Here is a 20,604-nt window from a genome sequence, read left to right on the forward strand (position 1 = left end):
TGGGAGAGGGTTAGGGTGAGGGATGTCACCATGGCCCGACATCGGTCATTTACTTGCGGTAACGGGGATAATCTCCGCCCCGCTTTCCGCCGTTCTGCTGGAGGACTCAACCGTCATCGGAGCCTGGAAGCGCTTCAGGCGCAGCGCGTTGCCGAGTACAAAGACGCTGGAGAGCGCCATCGCCGCCGCCGCGAAGATCGGCGAAAGCAAGGTGCCGTTCAACGGATAAAGCGCGCCCGCCGCCACCGGGATCAACACCGCGTTGTAGGCAAAGGCCCAGAACAGGTTCTGTTTGATGTTGCGGATCGTCGCCTGGCTAAGCGCGATAGCGTTCGGCACCCCGCGCAGGTCGCCAGACATCAGCACCACGTCGGCCGCCTCGATAGCCACATCCGTACCGGTACCGATAGCCAGCCCAACGTCCGCTTCCGCCAACGCCGGGGCATCGTTGATACCGTCCCCCACAAAGGCCACTCGCGCCCCGTTGACTCGGAACCTTTTCAGCGCAGCAACCTTGCCATCGGGCAACACCTCTGCCGCAACTTCATCAATACCGAGCTGTTTGGCGATCGCTGCCGCCGTTGCCGCATTGTCGCCGGTGATCATCGCCACTTTGAGGCCCAGCGCGTGCAGCGCCTTAATAGCCTCTGGCGTGGTTTCCTTGATCGGATCGGCAACCGCAATCACCGCCGCTAAACGACCGTCGATAGCGGCATAGAGCGGGCTCTTACCCTGTTCGCCCAGGCGCTGGGCGGCAGATTTGAAGCTCGCCACATCAAGACCAAGCTGCGTCATGAAGCGATCCGCACCGACTGAGACCACCCTGCCATCAACCTTGGCCGTTACGCCAAAGCCCGGCACGGCGTCGAAGCCTTCAACGGGGGCCAGCGTGATGCCTTGCTGTTTGGCGGCCAACACAATCGCTTCGGCGATCGGGTGCTCAGAGCGGGTTTCAACCGCCGCCACCAGAGCCAGCACTTCGCTGTACTCAAAACCTTTAGCGGGAACGAGATCGGTGAGTTCTGGGCGTCCTTTGGTCAAGGTGCCGGTCTTGTCGAGGGCGATAACGCTCACGTCACGCAGCGCCTGCAAAGCTTCCCCCTTGCGGAACAACACGCCAAGTTCAGCTGCACGCCCGGTACCGACCATAATTGATGTCGGCGTAGCCAGCCCCATGGCGCACGGGCAAGCGATAATCAGTACCGCAACTGCATTCACCAACGCAAAGGTCAGTGCCGGTTCCGGGCCAAAGATCAGCCAGACCAGGAAGGTCAGCGCGGCGGCAGCCATCACTGCCGGTACGAACCACATGGTCACCTTATCGACCAGCGCCTGGATCGGCAGCTTGGAGCCCTGCGCTTCCTCAACCAGGCGGATGATCTGCGCCAGCACCGTATTGGCCCCGACCTTGGTGACGTGGAAGCTGAAAGCACCGGTCTTGTTGATGGTGCCACCCACAACGGCAGCGCCTACGCCCTTCGATACGGGTAACGGTTCACCGGTGATCATGCTCTCATCCACATAAGATGCCCCCTCGACGACCTCGCCATCGACTGGGATCTTCTCCCCTGGACGAACGAACACCACGTCACCGGTGGTCACCTGATCAAGCGGGATCTCAACGGTATCGCCGTTGCGTTCAACGCGCGCGGTCTTGGCCTGAAGCCCGACCAGCCGTTTGATGGCCTGCGACGTTCGCCCCTTGGCGCGAGCCTCCAACGTGCGCCCAAGCAGGATCAAGGTCACGATGACGGCGGCGGCTTCGAAGTAGACGTTAGCGGTTCCCTTAGGCAATACCTCGGGAATGAATGTCGCCACCACCGAATAGCCGTACGCCGCTGCCGTACCCACCGACACCAGCGAGTTCATATCGGGAGCCCCACGCAGCAACGCCGGGATACCTTTACGGAAAAAGCGCAGGCCCGGGCCGAACAACACCAGGGTGGCGAGTACAAACTGTATATACCAGCTCGTCTGTTCACCCAAAACGCCCTGCACCCAATGGTGCATCGGAGGAATAAGGTGCGAGCCCATCTCAAGGATAAAGACCGGCAAAGTGAGAATGCCCGCAATCAGCAAAGAGCGGCGCAAGCCACGCGCTTCATTCTCGCGGCGTTCGGTATCCTGATCGTTTACATTCTCCGTTTCAGCAGACAAACGACGGGCCTTGTAACCCGCCTGCACAACCGCCGCTTCAAGGTCAGCGGTGGAGACAACCCCGGCGAGGTGCCGTACCCGCGCACGCTCGGTCGCCAGGTTGACGCTGGCTGAGAGGACGCCTGGAAGTTGCGTCAACGCCTTCTCAACTCTTCCGACGCAGGATGCGCAGGTCATCTCTTCGATCGCCAGTTCAGTGGTCTCTTCTCGTACAGCGTAACCGGCGCTCTCGATAGCACTAACGGCCGCTTGTGGATCGGCCACGCCGCTGAAGGTGACATCTGCCCGCTCTGTGGCAAGATTGACCGTGGCCGTTTGCACGCCGGGAACGGCTTTTAGTGCGCGCTCAACACGGCCAACGCACGATGCACAGGTCATTCCTTCGACCGGCAGGCTCAGACGAGCCGCTTGATTGGAACCTGATGGGAGGGAAACGGAAGCCATGGTTCTACTCCTGGGAAGTTTCGGTAACAAAAAGCTTAAACCTTCCCACCAGGGGAAGGTCAAGGCCTGTTAGCAATCAGTTCTGTAGGGGGGCATTGGCTATACCGCTGGCCCCATTACAATTGCGTTCCGTCTGAGTACAGACTTCCCAACCGCCGCCCAACGCCTTATAGATGCTGACAATAGCAAGCTGCTGGTTAGTCCGTGCGACGACCAGCGCGCGCTGGCTGGCAAAGTGAGCTCGTTCGGCATCGAGCACCTCCAGATAGAGACCGTCACCTTCGGCAAATCGCACCTGGAGCAGACGCGCTGCTTCGCGATTGGCCGCAGACTCTAGCAGGCGCAACTCAAGCGTGCTGCCCGCAGCGCCATAGGCTTTAAAGGCATTATCCGTTTCCTGCAAGGCGCGCAACACGGCCTGGTCATAGCCGATCAAGGCCTGTTTGCTGCGGGCTTCACTGGCGGCGATCCGGGCGCGCGTGCGGCCAATATCCAGCAGCGACCAGCGAATCACCGGCAAGATAAAGCCTGAAAGCGCCTCGGCACCGTTCAACGCATCAAGACTCCCTGCCACAAAGCCGAGCGATCCCTGCACCTGGATCTCGGGATAGAGCGCAGCCGTCTCGACGCCAATCTGGGCGGTAGCCGCAGCAAGGTCCCGTTCCGCCGCCACGATGTCGGCACGCCGCGAGAGGAGCGATACGGGATCGCCCACGGCGATGGTTCGCACAGCTAACGAATCATCCAACGGCACAATTGCTGGCGGCCTGAACGACTGAGGTACTGTGCCGAGAAGGATGGCCAATGCGTTGGTGCTTGCCGCCCGACGGCGTTCCAACTCAGGCATGGCCACCTCAACATTACGTAACAGCGCCTCGGCACGCAGTCGGTCAAACTCGCTGGCTGAACCGGAGTTGACCTGCTGTTCAACCAGCTTCAGGCTTTCACGCTGGCTCTGGCTGATGTCGGTTACAACGGCAATTTCGGCCTCGAGACCGCGCAATTCGAACCAGGTAGCGGCCACCGTGGCAATGACGCTCACCTGCACTTCACGCAGTAACGCCTCGCGGGAGCCAGCTTGCGCCTGCGCAGCTTCCACCGAACGCCGCACGCGCCCAAACAGATCGAGTTCCCAAGCGGCATCGATGGCTCCGCGATAGCTTTCGCGTTGCCGCGGCTGGTCGGGTGAAATTTCCACTTCTCCCCAACGGCGGTTCTCATAGCTAAGCGCGGGGCCGCCGCTGGGCAGGAAGCTCTGGCGATCTTCCCGCAGCATGGCCTTGGCCTCTTCCAGCCGCATGGCCGCGATGCCAATATCATGGTTCGCTGCCAATGCCTGCTGGATCAAGGCCGTTAGCGCCGGATCGTCGAAAGTACGCCACCACTCAACCTCGACGGCCCCAGAGCCGAGCCCGGCAGTTGGCTCACCAAAGTTGGTCGGCAGCGGCGACGAGGGTCGTGCATAGTCAGGACCCACCGCCGAGCATCCGGCCAGCAAGAACAGCGCACTCAGAGGAAGCAGCACAGTTTGATAGCGATCTCTCATGGCTGGCTCCCCTTGATGCGTTGTTTTGATGCTGAGCGATAATGCTCGACGCGGGCGGCAAGGCCACGCATCACCACATAAAAGACCGGAGTCAGGAACAAGCCAAACAGCGTCACGCCGATCATGCCCGCAAACACCGCAATGCCCATGGAGTGGCGCATTTCCGCCCCTGCACCACTGGCCAACACCAGCGGAACCACGCCAGCAATAAAGGCCAGCGAGGTCATCAGGATCGGCCGTAACCGCAGTCGACAAGCCTCGATAACCGCCTCAAGTGCGCTCGAGCCTTTGGCTTCGAGGCTGCGTGCAAACTCAACGATAAGAATGGCGTTCTTGGCAGCCAGTCCCACCAACACGATCAGCCCAATCTGAACGAACACGTTGTTGTCTCCCCCCACCAACCAGATACCCACGATCGCACTCAGCAGACACATCGGTACGATCAGCAATACCGCCAGGGGCAGCAGCCAGCTGTTGTACTGCGCGGCGAGGATCAGATAAGCGAGCAGCACACAGAGTGGGAAGATAAACAGCGCCGAGTCTCCGGCCAGCTTTTGTTGATAGGTGAGATCGGTCCATTCGAAGCTCATGCCTTCAGGTAGCACCTCCTGCGCCAGTTGCTCCATCAGCGCCACCGCCTGTCCGGAACTGACGCCCGGCATAGCACCGCCGGAGATATCCGCCGAGGGGTAACCGTTATAATGCATCACACGATCCGGGCCGGAACTTGGCGTAACGGTGACAAACGCTGACAGCGGCAGCATTTCCCCGGCCGCATTGCGCACTTGCAGCCGACCAATGGCTTCAGCTTGCATGCGGTGATCCGCATCGGCCTGAGCCGTGACTTTGTAGGTGCGGCCGAAGCGGTTGAAGTCGTTGACATACAGCGAGCCGAGATACACCTGGAGTGCCTCAAAAACGTCCGCCAGACGAACGCCTTGGCTCATCGCCTGGGTGCGGTCGATACTGACGTCGAGCTGCGGTGCATTGACGTCAAGGCTGGTGAGCAGCCCGGCCACCTGCCCCGTTCCGCTGGCTTTCTGCATCAGGAGCTGAGTTTGCTGAACCAGCGCATCCAGCCCGGCACCACCGCGATCTTCAACCTGCATTTTGAAACCACCGGTTGCACCCAGTCCTGGCACCGGTGGTGGCGGAAATACGCCAAGGAAACCGTCGGGGATGCTGGCGAATTTGGCCTGTAAGCGCCCGGCGATTGCCATCGCACTGAGGTCGTCCGTGGTGCGATCTTTGAATGGGTCGAGCATCACGAACATCACGGCGGCATTTGGCACGTTAACAAAACCGTTGATTGAAAGCCCCGGGAATGCCACAACGCTTTCAACACCGGGTTCCGCCAGTGCGATCTTCGACATCTGCTTAACGACGGCCTCGGTGCGATCCAGTGATGCGGAGTTGGGAAGCTGGGCAATGCCAACCAGATAATACTTATCCTGCATGGGGACAAAGCCCGGCGGTACTGCCTTGAAGCCGAAGAAGGTCAGCGCAAGCAGCCCAGCGTAAACCACCAGAGCCAGGCCGCTGACCCGCACAACCTTGCGGACCGTGTTGCCATAGGCGTCCGGTGCGCGTTGGAAAGGCTTGGCCAACCGCTCAAACCTCCGTTCGACACGACCACGCAGGCTGCCAGGATCATGAGTGATCCCCACCTTACGTGGCCGCAACAGGAGACCGGCAAGCGCCGGGCTGAGCGTGAGCGAATTCACCGCCGACAGAATGGTCGAGATGGCAATAGTGAGCGCAAACTGTTGATAAAACTCGCCTTGTAAACCGCTGAGGAAGGCGGTAGGGATAAACACCGCGGCGAGCACCGAGGTGATGGCGATAATCGGCCCGGTGACCTCGTCCATCGCCTTCCTGGCGGCTTGCGGGGGATCTTCACCATTTTCGATATGCCGCTCGACGTTTTCCACCACCACGATCGCATCGTCGACTACGATACCAATCGATAGCACCAAACCAAACAGCGACAAGGTGTTGAGCGAGAACCCCATCAGATGCATTACGGCGAAGGTACCGATAAGTGATACCGGCACGGCCATCAGCGGGATCAGCGAAGCCCGCCAGTTGCGCAGGAACAGCACCACCACGATCACCACCAGGAAGATGGCCTCCAACAGCGTGGTAGCTACCGATTCCAGTGAAGCCCGAACAAACACCGTCGGATCATAGGCGATGCGTGAACTGAGCCCGGCCGGGAAGTTGCCTTCAAGCCGCTGCATGGTGGCCCGCACTGCCTGCGAAACGTCCAGCGCGTTGGCTCCCGGGTTTTGAATGATTTGCAGCGCCACGGCGGGCTCACCGTCAAGCAGGCTGCGCAAAGCGTAGGCATCTGCACCCATCTCGATGCGGGCGACATCCCGTAGGCGTGTCACCTGGCCATCAATACCGGTGCGAATGATGATATCGCCGAACTGTTCTTCATCGGTCAACCGCCCGAGGGTGTTCACCGTCACCTGGAAGGCGGCGGTAGAGTTAGGAGCTTGGCCGACCGAACCCGCCGCCACCTGTACGTTCTGCTCACGTACCGCGGCTATCACGTCGCCAGCCGTCAGCCCCCGTGCTGCGATCAGGTTTGGATCGAGCCACAGCCGCATGCTGTATTCACCCGCTCCCCAAACCAGCACGTCGCTGATCCCTGGAATACGGGACAGCTCGTCGCGCACCTGCAGGTAGGCGAAATTGGAGATATACAACGGATCGTAACGCTTATCTGGCGATAGCAGGTGCACCACCATCAGAATGTCTGGCGAGGTTTTCTGTGTAACCACCCCCTGGCGTTGTACTTCTTCAGGCAAACGCGGCAACGCACGGGCGACCCGGTTTTGCACCTGAACCTGCGCCATATCGGCATTGGTTCCCTGGGCGAAAGTTACGGTCAGGATCATCCGGCCATCAGTGGCCGACTGCGACGACATGTACAACATGCCCTCTACTCCGGTAATTGCCTGTTCGAGCGGCGCGGCCACCGTTTCAGCGATCACCTTGGGGTTGGCGCCCGGATAAGAGGCGGTTACCTGCACGGTTGGCGGCGTCACGGCCGGATACTCACTGAGCGGTAATTGGAAGAAGGCAACGGTGCCAGCCAACACCATCAGCACCGAGAGCACGATGGCAAAGATCGGCCGATCGATGAAGAAACGTGGAAAGCTCATTGCGCGCCTCCTGAGGTTTGCGGCAGCGCAATAGGCGTACCGTCAATCGTCGCGGACTGTGGCGTAATCTGCATCCCTGGTCGAACCAATCCCTTGACGACGATGCGCTCGCCCGCTTGCAGACCTTGTTCGATCACCCGCATTCCATCGGCTATCGGGCCAAGTTCGACCGGCCGGTATTCTGTTGTATCGTCTTTGCCAACGACCAGCACATAGCGGCTGCCCTGGTCGGTGCCAATCGACAGGTCAGAAACCAGCACCTTGGGCTGCGGTGCGCCAGTCTCCAATTTGACTTTGGCGAACAGACCGGGGGTTAATTGCCCATCAGGATTGTCCACCACCGCACGTACCCGCACCGTTCCGGTACTGCGATCGGCAGAGTTGGCGAGGAAATCAACACGACCGGGCCGCGAGTAGGTCTTGTCGGCGATCAGCGCCACCATGACTTTGGTTACCTCGGCCGCCTCTGAGGTTTTATTGGTTCTGTCAGCGGCTAGCGAACGTAAATAAGTGCGTTCGTCGACATCAAAATAGACATGCAGCGGATTGATCGAGACGATGGTCGTCAACGGAGTCACACCGCTGGCAACATAGTTACCTTCAGTGACCAGGGTTTGGCCGACACGTCCGCTGATGGGGGCGGTGACGCGGGTGAAACTCAAATCCAGTTGCGCAGCATCCAGCGCGGCTTTGGCGGCATCCACCTGGGCTTTGCCTGCGTTCACTGCGGCGGTGGCGGTATCAAGAAATGCTCGCGCGACGACCTTTTGCGCGAACAGTTTCTCGGCTCGTGTATATTCCGCCTTTGCGAGTAGCGATGCCGCTTCAGCCTCGCGTAGGCGTGCTTTGGCAACGTTCACTGCGGCTACGAACTCCCGAGGATCAATGAGAAACAGCGGGTCTCCTTGATTAACCAAGCGCCCCTCGGGCACCGTGACCTCCTGGAGATAGCCCGCGACCCGTGGGCGAAGTTCAACCCGCTTGACCGCGGTAAGCGATCCGGTGAATTCCACAAAAGGCGTTATCGGGCGCACGACGACTTCGGCCACAGGAACGCCAGGCGGTTTGGCAGCTGCGCCGGAAGGCACCGCCTCCTTGCATCCGGAGATAATGAACGCGGCGCTTATCGCCGCAGTGAGCAGGGTTATAGCTTTGACTTGCATCGGTATACCTTTCGCGACGATTGTCGACAGTAGGTTTGGCAGGCTGCCTTTATCCGGCTTGTCACGTTTGGAAGGTCAAGTATTTTTTACGGCAGGCAATGAGCGACCAAGTTGGAGCACAGTCACGCTGACTGCAGCGGCTCCAATGGCCGCTGCAGTCGTATTTGAGGAGGGTTAATTATTCTATTGTTTTAGCCGCTAAATGAGATTGAGGCGATAATATAAGCGAAATAAAAAGCCCCATTAATAAATAACATCCACACTTTCAGCTTTTTGTTTCTGGCATTGATCCACAGCCAAAATGCCGATGAAAGCGTAATAAACACCCCGATCAACACTTCATGCCGGGGCTGCCACGGCGTCAACAATATACCGATGGCGGGTAATATCGTGCCTTGGAAAACCATTGCGCCGGTAATATTGCCTAATGCCAGAGTATCCTTTCCTTTGCGTATCCATAGAATGCTGTTCACCTTCTCTGGCAATTCGGTAGCTATAGGAATGATAATCAATGACAGCAACAACACCGAAATGCCAAGCTTTTCCGATACTGCGGCAACACCGTCTATAAAACCTAAAGCCCCTGCTACCAATACGCCCAAACCCATTAAGGTTTGCAGGATGATGGTAAATAGCGTGGTGGGCAATCCCACTCGGGATAAGAACATGACGTTATCTGCCGCTGTTCCATTGCCTTCAGCCACTAATTTTTTCGAAGCGTGTAAGGTTTTTACAATATAGGTGACATAAAGCAAGACCAACAACACGCTGACGCCCATTCTGGCTATTTTCATCTCCACAGGAATGAACAAGGCAATTGCGGCTAACACAAAAGCCAGCAGGAAGAAATGCGTATCCCGTATAAACCCCGTGGGCTCTGGGGTGATTGACCCGTTAATGCCCCGCCGTCTAACCACGGCCAGCGCCATCAAAAAGACCGACAGCGTAGACAACATCAGCGGCGCGCCCAATATTGCCCCCACGCCAATCTCTTCGTTAACATTAGCGGCCGACGTGCCGGCAACCAGGGCCAAAATGGGCACCATGGTTTCAGGTAAGGCGGTGCCAATGGCGGCAAAAAGCGAACCGGTTACCCCTTCAGAGATCTTCAACCTTTCGCCAAGGTGTTCCAGAGCATTGGTGAAAATTTCAGAGGCAATCAATATGATGATTAAAGATATTGCGAGCTGGAAAAATGACAGCGTCATCCTTTAGCCCTCAATTCGCAAAGCTTTTGGGCGGTTTTTTTGCTGAGGTTATGTGAAATTAAAGCAGAAAAAAGGGTCATTATGGAAATACCGACTGGACGTAGCAAACCATGGTGTAATATTCCTCGTCCAATCCAAAAGAAATATTACCCCTATGGTCTCGCCAATCTGATCGACGGATGTGCCACAGCAAGTTGCTGAGTATGTTGACACATCCTCCTTCATGATGAAGGAAGGCTACTCCCCAAATGAGTGGGGCAAGCTTAGTCGAACTGTCATGGCGCTGTCAAAGTCAATTACTCTGCCGGTCTTTCACCAGGCGCAGCATTTGATAAATCGTCATCAACCGCTGGACTAATTGCGTGTGGTTATTGGAGCGAATACGCTCGGGTAACTCGTTTAACCATGCAGACAGCTGCACCAGGCCATAGCCATTTAGCGCTTCGGCCAGGATTTCCACCCGCTCAATCCCGCGCCCTCCTTGATGCCGGATCCCCTGCTGTAACCACTGAGCCAGCAACGTTTCGGTGTCTGCCAACGCTTGCTGCATGCCTGAGCGCTGTTGCAGATCGGCCTGGCGCTCCATTGGGAAAGGCTCAGCCTCATCGGCACACAGCGAGAATATCTGGGCGTCACTGGCGACGGCTAACGGCTCGATAATCAGTTTGCCTGACGCGATCTTCACCCTGCCTGAAATCAACCGTGGCGGAGTTGCTGGCGTGAGCATTGCCCTGGCCAATACCTCGATAGCCTGAGGGGCAGCACTATCGTAATTTAGTGACACTGTCACCAAATTATCATCACCCGCCTCTCCGCTTAAGAGTTCAAGCTGCAAGCACTGTAAGGCCGGGTCCCAGCACCAGTCGAGCACCTCGCTAACCGGTAAGATATGCAGCTGCTCGATCGGCTGTCTGGGGCGTACAAAATCCGGCAATGCCTGCTGGAGATGACGCTTCAGCGCTGCCGCATCAGGCTGCCTGAGCGGTTCCCCCAGCAGCTCCCACGCACGGGCAGAGAGCGGCAATACGCTGGTATATTGCTTACCGCTGGCAATGTCCAACGCTCCGTTTGCCCGGCGTTTGGCGGCATTGGTGATCACCTGGCAGGCCGCCAGTTTTTTTACCGGGTGGCCGGCAATCCTGCGGCTGCCTATCGGCGTCGCCACGCCTTGTGGATCGCTCTTTCTAGGCCACTGGCGTTCGATCACCATCAGCGCTTGGGAGTCCGGGTCGATGTAGATCAGATCCACCCCTTCCTGCTGCTCGTCGGCCCAATAACGCGCACCGAGCGAAACCAGTTTCAGATGTTCCAGCTGGATCTCACCTTTGACGCCCAGGCCAAGAATTTCAGCCGCCGGAAGGCGTGGTAAGGTCTGCTGCTGCGCCTGTTGGTCCATGCACCTGGCCGCGACCAACCGAGCGGAAAGCCCGCTGATGCGCTGCAAGAATTCGACCGGATGATAGCGGCTTGAACGATTATGTTGATCGGCCATCCCTTGCTGAATATCCGCCAGGCTTTCGCTAATCCAGCGCCACTGAAGCTGCTGGGCATGGCGACTCACTTCTGCCATCAGGGGTTTGATGGCCGTCTCAGGCTGGCTGCTGCCGTCCGACCACAGCTTGAGCAGCAATTTATCCAACGACGTTTGTAATAACACTGCTTCTGATTGGTCGAATAAGGCGTTTGCCTGCGCCTGTTCGCCGTCAGGCAAACTGATTTGCAGCGTTAACTGCTCAAAGTCTGGCTGGTTGAGTTCGGCCTGCTCAAAACCCCAGACCGCCATCACAATATGTTCGCAAATCGTCTCCTGAATACAGTCACAGCGTGCATGAGCCAGGCTGCTGCGGGAGAAAAATCGCACGTCACACATCGGTAAACGCGCTGACGGAGTGGCTTGCGCCCCGCTGCCTTTGCTCAATTGCACCACTACGCTGCTCTGGATCAGCTTTTTAGCCCGGCTAATAACCGAGAGCGGGACATCGCCAAGCTGTTCACTAAATCTGGCCGGGGACCAAGCCGGTGCAGGTTCTTGCGGCTGAGCATCGTCAGCTTCTGGGGGCACCCCAGTGGCATGTAACGCCTGATAGGCCAGGACCAGCGTGACCCGATGGCGGCACATGCTGCTGGCCGGGCAGCTACAGGCCGCATCCCGCAAGGTTTTGCCTGGCGGAAAAGTGACTTGGTTACCGTCGCTGAATTTGGCATCAATACAGCCATCGTTACGCTCTGTCAGTTCAGGCAGTTTTCCTTCGGCGACCTCTTTCTGTGCGCGCTTAACGAAACCCGCGTTGCTTAACGCCATCAGGGCTTCCGGCGTGAGTTCGAGTAAATCGGAACGTTGAGTCATCCTTGTACCTTTTCAGCCAGCCAGGCCGCCAGTTCGCCGGGCGTCATGGCGCCAATTTGTGCGCCGACCGCGACCAGCCGGTTAGCCATGTCACGATCGTATTGTGGGTTGGCCTGGTGATCTAACGCTGCCAACCCCAACACTTTGGCTCCGGCCTGAATGCAGGTACGCACCCGCCGAACCAGTTCGCTTTCGCTGCCGCCCTCGAAGAAATCACTCAGCACTACCACGATCGTGCGCTGGGGATTGGTGATGCAGGACTGGGCATAGCCCACCGCCTTGGCGATATCGGTGCCGCCACCTAGCTGTACCTTCATCAGCAGTTCAACCGGATCGCTGACGTCTGCGGTCAAATCCACCACCGCGGTATCAAAGGCGACCAGCCGGGTTTGCATGCCTGGTAAATTCCACAGGCAGGCCGCCATCACTGCGGCATGGATCACCGAATCCACCATCGAGCCACTCTGGTCTACCAGCAGGATGATATCCCAACGTTCGCTATGGCGTTTAACCCGGCTCATAAACGCCGGGTTTTCGATAAACAGCTTGCCGTGCTGTGGGCTCCAGCGGTGCAGGTTATTGCCAACGGTGCGTTTAAAATCAAAGTTGCGCGCCACCTTGACCTGCGAGGGGCTGCGGCGGTCACGGCTGCCGGAAAATGACTGGCGCACGTCACGTGCCAGGCGTTCCATGATCCGCCGAACCACTTCCGCCACCAATCGGCGTGCGGCGGCCAATACCTGCGGGTTCATCAAGTGTTTGGTGTGTAACACCGCTTTCAGTAACGCTTCCGAGGGTTCAATACGTTCCAGCACGTCAAGATTGGTGACCACATCGTCAATGCCGTAGCGCTCAACCGCGTCCACTTCCAGCCGCTCAATCACCTCTTTCGGGAACAGCTGATGAATTTCATTAATCCACTCAGGCGTGGTCAGGTTGGATTTACCCAGGCTGGCTCCGCGCTCACCGCGAGCCAAACGCTCCGGATCCCGTCCATACAGCCATTCAAGTGCACTATCGACTGAGCGATAGTGATCGTCTAATTCACCCAACGAGGCCTCGGCGGCTTCGCCTAACAGCAAGCGCCAGCGCTGTAATTCTGGAGTTAATTGATTTGCCATTACGCCAGCCCCCATTGGCCAAGGATTTCCAGTGCCCGCTTTTCGGCCTGTTGCATAGCCGCAATCTCCTGCGGCGTTGCGGCAGTAATTTCGCGATTTAACGACGAAATCGGTAGATGACTCGCCTGATGGAGCTCCAGTATCTGGCGGGCAAACTCACCGCGCTCCCTTGGTGGCAGCCAGGCAAATGCACCGCGCATCGCTGGCAAGGCCAGCAGGAAGTCTTCATCATCCAGTGCGCTAACCAACTGGTTCAGGCCGTCAACAAAGGTTATATCCTGAGTCAACTGGTGGCGCGCCAACGCAATCAATCCGCTGAGCGCATCGCCCATTTTATTGGTTGCCAGGGTGGCCAGCAGCGCTAACGGCTGTGCGATCGGCGATGTGGTATCAGGCTGGGTGTCATTCAGGCTGAGTAATGCGCCCAATGCCGCACCACGGCTAAGTGGATCGGCATCGGTAGACGCGGCTTTTCTTTGCCAAACGGTGAGCGCGCGATCGGCTTCCAGCGCGGGAAATAACGTATTGCGGTCGGCATCAGGCAGCGCGAGCAGATCCCGCGTCACCAAACGGATCGCCTGAAATGCCACAATGTGCCGATGGCTGTCGACGGGGTTCACGCTGCCATAGCTTTCACATAGCCATAGTGCGCGGTCGAAAGTTATCTGGATCACCGTCAACAAGATCGCTGATCCTTGCATACCTACGCTTTCACCGTGGCGATAGAGCGTGTGGGCCACTTCGAGCGCTAACCCCAGGTCTTCAAAGTTCCCTTCCTGGCTGACCGCCGCAGTGAGCTGTTCTACTACCCGGCTGCTGAAATCCGCCAGCCCGGCCAATGCCGCCTGATTCAGTAATTTAACCAGCGCTACCACCATCCCCTGGCTACCGTGCAGATCCAGCAGGGCCTCTTCCAGCTTGGCCAGTGCGGCATCGGCCAGCGTGGCGCCGTAGGAGGCTGCCTCAATCAGCGCTGCAACCTGCTCAAGCGGTGCTCGAAGCTGCCAGTGTTCGCTCATTTCGCCCGACATGGCCTGCCCAACCCCTTTCAGGCAATGAATGCCAGGGATCGCCAATATCGCTAACTGATGCAAGGCTCTGCTGCGCTGGCGATCTTCCGGTTTAAGCAGGTCGAGTTTGACCTCCGAGGGGATCGTAATCGCCAACCGCGCCAATTCGAGCTCCAGCGAAATCAACAGCGGCGGACGTGGCGTATTGGCCGCAAGTTTACCGTGCGACTCTCCCGCTAAAACCGCCATCATCTGCACCAGAATGGGGTCGGTTCCTGGCCGTAAAGGACCGCGATAGGTCCACGGCAGCGGGACATCCATCGCCTCTTTCACCAGCGAACCGGCCATGGCATCCAGCCAGTCATTGCGTAACGGCAACTGGTGGCCCCGCAGCCGCGCAAGTGCCTGAACCCGTAAATACACCGCGCCCATATCGGCGGTAGACGCCGGTAGGTTAAGCTTGCGCAGCCGTTCAAGTATGCGCTGGAAAGCGTATAGCCCCGCCTGCTCCAGGCCAAATTCCCACACCCACTGCTGGAACGCCGGTGACGGCATACCGGAAGCATAGCCAGTGAAAGCATCCAGCCGTTTATAGCTGTAGGGCACCAAATAAGAACCGGTGGTGTATTGCGCGTCGCCTTGCCAATCGTCAAAACATTGGCTTAAAGCGGGCAGCTCAGGCTCATGATCTTCACTGGGGAGGTTTTGCCACAGCTTCATCAAGGCGGGGGCGTGATAGCCGCCACATACCACTAACACGGCCCCGTTCTGTTGATCCATAGCCCAGCGGATCCAGCGGGCCATCATGGCTTCACGAGCCTGATTGCCTTGCGAGCCGGAAACCTCTCCGCGTAACCGTTCGAAATAGAGGCTTAGGCGTTGTTCCAGCTCCTGCACATCGCACCGATCTTCAAATAACCGATCCCAAAGCGCATCGCGCCCCTGAATACCCAGTTCCAGGCTCAATGTTTGTTCAAAATCCTCGGCCCGTTGCTGCTGTTCGGCATCGGCCAAATCGGCGTAGCGGTTGGCAATATCGGCAAACGCAGCATGCCAGGCCGGCAGATCCATAAAGCGTATTTCCGCCTTGATAGCTCGTGCCTGCTGCAGCGCCTGCCACTCAGGAGAATGCTCGGCAAACGGTGACCAGGAACCTCTGCGCACGCCCTGTCCAGGCTGTTGTGGCACGCCATAGCTATAGATAGCCAGCGGCAGCTGATGGGGCAAAAACAGCTCATCAAGCCGGGAGTTGAAGTCCATCGGCCCTTCTATCAGCACGTAGCGCGGTTTTAGCGTGTTAATTCTCGCCGCTACCAGCCGGGCACAGGCCGGGCTGTGGTGGCGGATACCGATGATTTCCGGTGATTGATTCATTACGCAGCGCCTTTAAGGCAAACGGTGTCTGGCTTGGTAATAGGCCCGCCAGTGGTTACCGGGCTTTTTCGCGACCTTCTGCTCAAAATAGCGCCTGAGTTTCGCCCGATCGTCCGCATTATCTTTGACCACCGTCCCGGCGATACACTCCACCAGATCGGCAGGCTCACCGCTGCGCTGTTCAAAAAACCATGCCCGTACCCCCACCGCATGGGCCACGTTCACCGCCTCGGCGGTCGACATCACGGCGGTTAACCGATCCATGGCACTGTCGCCGCTTTTACCCGCTGATTTCTCACCGCCGCGCAGATCGCGGAAGGTCGTGACCAGTAACTCCAGCACCTCAACGGGGACGGTGTGAGGAATGGCGCTCTTTTCCAACAGCCGGTTTGACGCCGTAGCCACCAAATCCAGTTCCTGTTGGAAATCCATGATCGGAAATACGGTTTCAAAATCAAAGCGACGCTTCAGTGCGGCACTCATTTCGTTCACCCCGCGGTCACGGGTGTTGGCGGTGCCGATAATGTTGAACCCTTCCTGCGCATACAGCAGGTTATGGTCATCATTCAGCTCGGGGATGGTCATCACCCGATCGGACAACATACCCAGCAGGCAGTCCTGCACTTCTAATGGTGCACGAGTGATCTCTTCAAAACGCACGATTTTGCCGTCGCGCATGCCCTGATAAAGCGGTGCCGGAACCAGCGCTTTCAGCGAAGGCCCTTCGTTGATCAGCATGGCGTAGTTCCATGAATACTTGATCTGATCTTCGGTAATCGATGCCCCGCCCTGGATCGTCAGGCTGGAGGTGCCGGAGATGGCGGTCGCCAGCAGTTCAGACAGCATGGATTTGGCCGTGCCCGGCTCACCAACCAACATCAAGCCTCGGCCAGTCGCCAGCGTGACCAGCATCCGCTCAATCGAGGCCACGTCGGCGACAATTTTACGCTCAATGCCTAACTTTTCGTCACCCAGAATAAAGCGCCGAGCGGCATTCAGGCTAAGTGCCCAGCCCGGTGGGCGCGGCTGATTATCCAACTCTGCCAACAGGGCAAGTTGTTCTGCATATTGAATTTCCGCTGGTGGCCGCTGCATTTTTTGTTGTTCAGACATAGGGATGGATTCTCTTGGTAGGCGGTACGATCCCGACATGCGTCGGGATCAAGGCAAGCTTAGGCGCGCAGGGCTTCCATATCGCGGATCAGTTCGCTGATGACGATGTCATCCACAAGGGTGAATGGTTTGCGTTCTTCGGTTCGCTGCCAGTAATACTGGCCGTCGTCGATCACCACCGTCTCCAGCGTCTGTTCAGGGTATTCATCGACCATGCCCACGATAATGCAAGGTTCAAACGACAGGCTAAACCCCAACTGGCGATCGATGGGTTTGATGAAGTCCATGATCGCGCCGCCGTCCTGGGCATCGCCCCGGCGCCAGCCTTTGTTCGCCAGCCCAAGAATACGGCCAGTAGGGACTACGGCCCCTTTCCAGCGCAGCAGCTCACGGCTCGCCCGCTCTTGTTCGGTCAAGCTGTAGGTATCGCGGCCCAACTGCACGAACGGTTGCAACAGTTCATAATCGGCAAACAGTTGGCCGAAGCCTGCCGCCTGGTGCTCAGGCAACTCTAACGCGTGCGGAATACCAATGCGCACGTTATCGCCATGTGGCAAGGTGTATTCGTCATCTTCTGCGGTGGTCAGGCTGCCGTCTTCGGCAACGCGGAAACAGTCCAGCAATTTGCCGCCGTGAGTCGATGCATCGTCCACCAGATAGACGCCCCACGCCAGGCGTTGCACCAAGTGGCGTACCAGCGGATGGCGTACCAAGAACAGTTCGAACAGCTCAGGGGTCCAGCGGCGGCGCTGGCACATGGCAATTTCCAGGCGCACAACTTGCTGGGCGGCCACGGTGCGGGCATCTTTTTTCAGCAGCTTGAAGATGTTCACCGCTTCATTAGCCAGTTCCTGATGGTCGGTCTTTTTCGGCTTCGGCAGATCTTTCAGGCGGGTGCCATCCATATCGCGCACGAACGGTTTCAGCGTTTCATCGAAGCTGACGGTAAACTGGCGATCGCCAAAGTCCAGCCGCAGCGAGCCGTTTTCATCCAGCCCTAAATCCGGCGCTAAACGGTCTTCCAATTCCTCAATGGTTAACTCACGGGCTTCGGCAATGGCCGCAATCTTTTCCCGCGCCCGGTCCTGCAAGCCTTTAAATTTGACCTTCTGCGCGATGCCGTTCAGCAGCATCAGCGCCACGTCAGATCCGATCTGATTCAACACTTCAAGGCCGTTAACCGCCCGCTGGTGCTGAGCCTCTCCCGGCCAGGCACGAATAAACGGCGTGAGCTTGCGTGCAGTATCATCGGTACCAAACAGGCCCAGAGACATAAATGCCCAACCCTCTTTGGAGGGCGCGGCAGCAAATAACCATGCCGAGAACATATCCCAGGCAAAGTCCGCCAGTGAGTCTGGATCACAGGCCTGTTTAACCTGATTGATCCCTTCATACAGCCCCTCACTGACCGGGAAGCGCAGCATAGTACCCAGGTGTTCCAGCGCACTGTCCGGTAAGGCTTTGTTACTGGACTTGAGTAACGGACGACGCCAACCGGCGGGTTGATAGAAGTCCGGCGATTTGCTGATTTTACTTGGGAAGCGATCGAGCGGATCTTCATCCAGCATAGCGCGCAGTGCGTCGATCACCTCTGGATTGCCGTAAGCTTCACCGGTTTGCATAATCAACGCTTCGTGCCCCTGCGTTGCCAGCATCCGTAACGCCGAGGTCGCGCAATCTTTGGCTTCCCCTTTTTTGCCTAAGGCCGCAGGGATCAGGCCGATAGCGCTGTGGTGCGGATATTTGCACAGCCATTGCTGGGCTTCACTACGCAGCGTTTTCAGCTTGAGGTAGGCACGGGCGATAAGCGGAGCCAATTCGCACGCCCCCACGTGGCCCCAGATAGTGGTCAGTTCCGTTGGACGAGAGCGCACCGCGTTGATCAGGCCAGGTAGAGCCGCTTCGCCAAACTTGGCCACCATATACCCCTCACCGCTGCATTGGTGAGTAGACAAACTGTTCCATAAGGCCAGCGCCATCTCATCGGGCAACAGGGAGGTAAAGCGCATACTAAAGTTTGACCAACTGGTCTGCGCAAGCTGAGCCTTCCAGGCGTCAATCAGCCCCTGCGTATCCCGGTTTCTGATGGCAATGGCTGCCGTTTCGTTCTGGCTCTTTCTATTACCTGATTGATAGATCTGGAAACCCAACTCGTTGGCCAGCGTGTTCATGTTTTTTGCGGCAGCCTGATAGCGTTTTTCTTCCCACCCATTCAGCGCTAACCACTGTTTTTTCTCCTCATCGGTTAAATCGAGTACCGGTGCCAGCACCTGAGGCTCAAGTGCCAGGGCTGCCGCTTCGCGTTTTTTCTTTTTCTGTAGCCAAGGTGGGCTGACCAGCACCCGGGGTAAATCAGCCTCATCGGCTAATTCAACCGGGCCAGATACGCGGGCAATCAAGTCTTGCACCTGAGTTTGCGCGGCCCCGCTCATCCAGGGCAGTAACTTGGCCACTTGTTCAGGATTGGCCAACAGCAGATTGCTTAAGCAAGCGCTCAACATGCCGCTGTCTTTGTTGTTAGAGGCCAACAGCTCGGCAAGTGCCGGGATCGATGCCAGCGGCCAGCGGTGCGCAGCGTCGATAAACCGCGCCAGAAACGCTTTACCCTGACCGGAGACCTGCGCCAGAGCGGTTATTGCCGCAGGCGTGCCAATACAGGCCAGAGCATCACCGGTAAGGGTGATTTCCGGCTGGTAGGCCAGAATTGGCACCGCGTTAACGCCGCGCTCTGCAATCAGCGTAGCGATACTAAATTCACAGTTAAGGAATGCAGCGTGACGATACACAGAACGGCTCATTGCTCCTAACGACTTCAGGACAGCCTCGTCGGTGGCGACCAACTGTAGCCATGGCGTGACGTCACTATCCCCCTGTTGGAGCAACTCACCGGCTAACCGGTTCGCGATATCTGGGCGTTCAGGCAGTAACAAGGCAATCAACGGCTGGCGGCTAACGTGCAGCTGCGGCAAGCCTGCGAGCAGTTTAGCCACGCAAATCTGCCATTCGGCCTCATCGGCACAAGCCAGATACTTACGAAATTGCAGCTCAGCGCAGCTATAGGGAGACATCCACGAGCCGCTTAGCGGATCTGCGATATCCGTATTGAGGTAGTAACTGTGCTTTTGCGCATCACTATCCCAGTTTGATTCAACACAGATCCCTTGCGCCAGTAACAGTACATCAATCGCGTACGGCAATCCCTTTCTGGCCACTAAAAAGTCGGTAATATCTGTCTTGTTGTCGCCATAATAACGGTTGGTACCGGCATTGCATGCAAGGGCAAACAACACCGCATCTGACTCAATGGTGCCGTCCATCTGTTGATCGGCCAACTGTTGCCAGCTTGCAACATAAGTCTGGCGCAACTCCGCAGACGAGGAGTCAAAGTCAGTCTGAAAATCGTCACTTTTATAGAGGTGGTTGCGAAGCTTGATCCAGCTCTGCTTAGCGTTTAGCCCCGGCTTTTCGCCCGGATGGGCTCGGTTGGCCAATGCCTGAACGCTTAAATTCTTCGGTAAGGAAATCGGTTCACCATTGGCTAGCCAAGGTGGTGTTTCGCCAGCAGGTTTGGCGATGTCCGAAGAGATAACGGATTGCGAGAGTATGGTGGCAGCAGAGACCTGAGGCGTACTTTCCGCTGGGGTATCGCTTATTGGCTCAGCGCGGGGTTTTTCTGCTGGTTCGGCCTTCGGTTGTGGCGCCGTGGCGCCAATGGTGGCGTTTTCATCAACGGCAATTTCAACGTAGCCTTTGCCGGTTTTTTCCTTCACCAGCTTGGTCATGGCAGCCGAGGCCTTGGCTTCGTTATCAAAACTCTTGGTCTGGCTTTGCCCTTGCGTACCAATCTTGCCCCAGCGCAGGTTTAAATCACTGTCCGACTGCTCGATTTGCCAAAATTTGTTTGATTTATCATCTTTGAATTCGAAATGACGCACCGCTGTCTCCCTG

The 20,604-nt window shown here is 57.5% G+C and carries 10 protein-coding genes and 1 riboswitch; all 10 genes read right to left on the minus strand.

All coding sequences use genetic code 11. From position 1 onward, the window contains the following. Positions 1-45 precede the first annotated feature (45 nt). The 10 genes from ACKWMY_RS18765 to ACKWMY_RS18810 all read right to left on the minus strand — a co-directional run bounded on the left by ACKWMY_RS18765 (position 46) and on the right by ACKWMY_RS18810 (position 20,591). Entirely contained in the window at positions 46-2,601 is a 2,556-nt protein-coding gene (locus ACKWMY_RS18765; RefSeq protein WP_409486808.1) for a heavy metal translocating P-type ATPase, read from the minus strand. A gap of 76 nt (positions 2,602-2,677) precedes the next feature. Next, the gene (locus ACKWMY_RS18770) at positions 2,678-4,147 is read right to left on the minus strand and encodes an efflux transporter outer membrane subunit (RefSeq protein ID WP_409486809.1); all 1,470 of its coding nucleotides are present in this window, start codon (positions 4,145-4,147) and stop codon (positions 2,678-2,680) included. Next, positions 4,144-7,320 carry an efflux RND transporter permease subunit gene (locus tag ACKWMY_RS18775; RefSeq protein ID WP_409486810.1) on the minus strand — a complete coding sequence of 1,059 codons (3,177 nt, stop codon included), beginning with the start codon at positions 7,318-7,320 and terminating at the stop codon, positions 4,144-4,146. Before ACKWMY_RS18775 ends, ACKWMY_RS18770 begins: the two co-directional genes overlap by 4 nt. Next, positions 7,317-8,483 carry an efflux RND transporter periplasmic adaptor subunit gene (locus ACKWMY_RS18780; RefSeq protein WP_409486811.1) on the minus strand — a complete coding sequence of 389 codons (1,167 nt, stop codon included), beginning with the start codon at positions 8,481-8,483 and terminating at the stop codon, positions 7,317-7,319. The genes ACKWMY_RS18775 and ACKWMY_RS18780 overlap by 4 nt, the downstream gene beginning before the upstream one ends. A 191-nt stretch (positions 8,484-8,674) precedes the next feature. After that, on the minus strand, positions 8,675-9,691 hold the full coding sequence (locus tag ACKWMY_RS18785; RefSeq protein ID WP_083196373.1) for a sodium:calcium antiporter: 1,017 nt from the start codon (positions 9,689-9,691) through the stop codon (positions 8,675-8,677). Between the two features lie 162 nt (positions 9,692-9,853). Next, a riboswitch (yybP-ykoY riboswitch) is annotated at positions 9,854-9,950 on the minus strand. Positions 9,951-9,983: 33 nt separating this feature from the next. Further along, complete coding sequence (locus ACKWMY_RS18790; protein ID WP_409486812.1) at positions 9,984-12,038, minus strand: SWIM zinc finger family protein; 2,055 nt, start codon at positions 12,036-12,038, stop codon at positions 9,984-9,986. Continuing rightward, positions 12,035-13,159, minus strand: a complete 1,125-nt coding sequence (locus ACKWMY_RS18795; RefSeq protein WP_409486813.1) for a VWA domain-containing protein — start codon at positions 13,157-13,159, stop codon at positions 12,035-12,037. The genes ACKWMY_RS18790 and ACKWMY_RS18795 overlap by 4 nt, the downstream gene beginning before the upstream one ends. Beyond that, positions 13,159-15,543 (minus strand): DUF5682 family protein, encoded by a 2,385-nt coding sequence (locus tag ACKWMY_RS18800; RefSeq protein ID WP_409486814.1) that lies wholly within the window; start codon positions 15,541-15,543, stop codon positions 13,159-13,161. Before ACKWMY_RS18800 ends, ACKWMY_RS18795 begins: the two co-directional genes overlap by 1 nt. Before the next feature lie 12 nt (positions 15,544-15,555). Next, complete coding sequence (locus ACKWMY_RS18805; protein ID WP_409486815.1) at positions 15,556-16,656, minus strand: ATP-binding protein; 1,101 nt, start codon at positions 16,654-16,656, stop codon at positions 15,556-15,558. A 59-nt stretch (positions 16,657-16,715) separates the two neighbouring features. Next, positions 16,716-20,591 carry a DUF4132 domain-containing protein gene (locus ACKWMY_RS18810; RefSeq protein ID WP_409486816.1) on the minus strand — a complete coding sequence of 1,292 codons (3,876 nt, stop codon included), beginning with the start codon at positions 20,589-20,591 and terminating at the stop codon, positions 16,716-16,718. Between the last annotated feature and the right edge of the window lie 13 nt (positions 20,592-20,604).

It is taken from the genome of Serratia sp. J2 (assembly GCF_046269175.1).
Taxonomy (GTDB): Bacteria; Pseudomonadota; Gammaproteobacteria; order Enterobacterales; family Enterobacteriaceae; genus Chania; species Chania fonticola_C.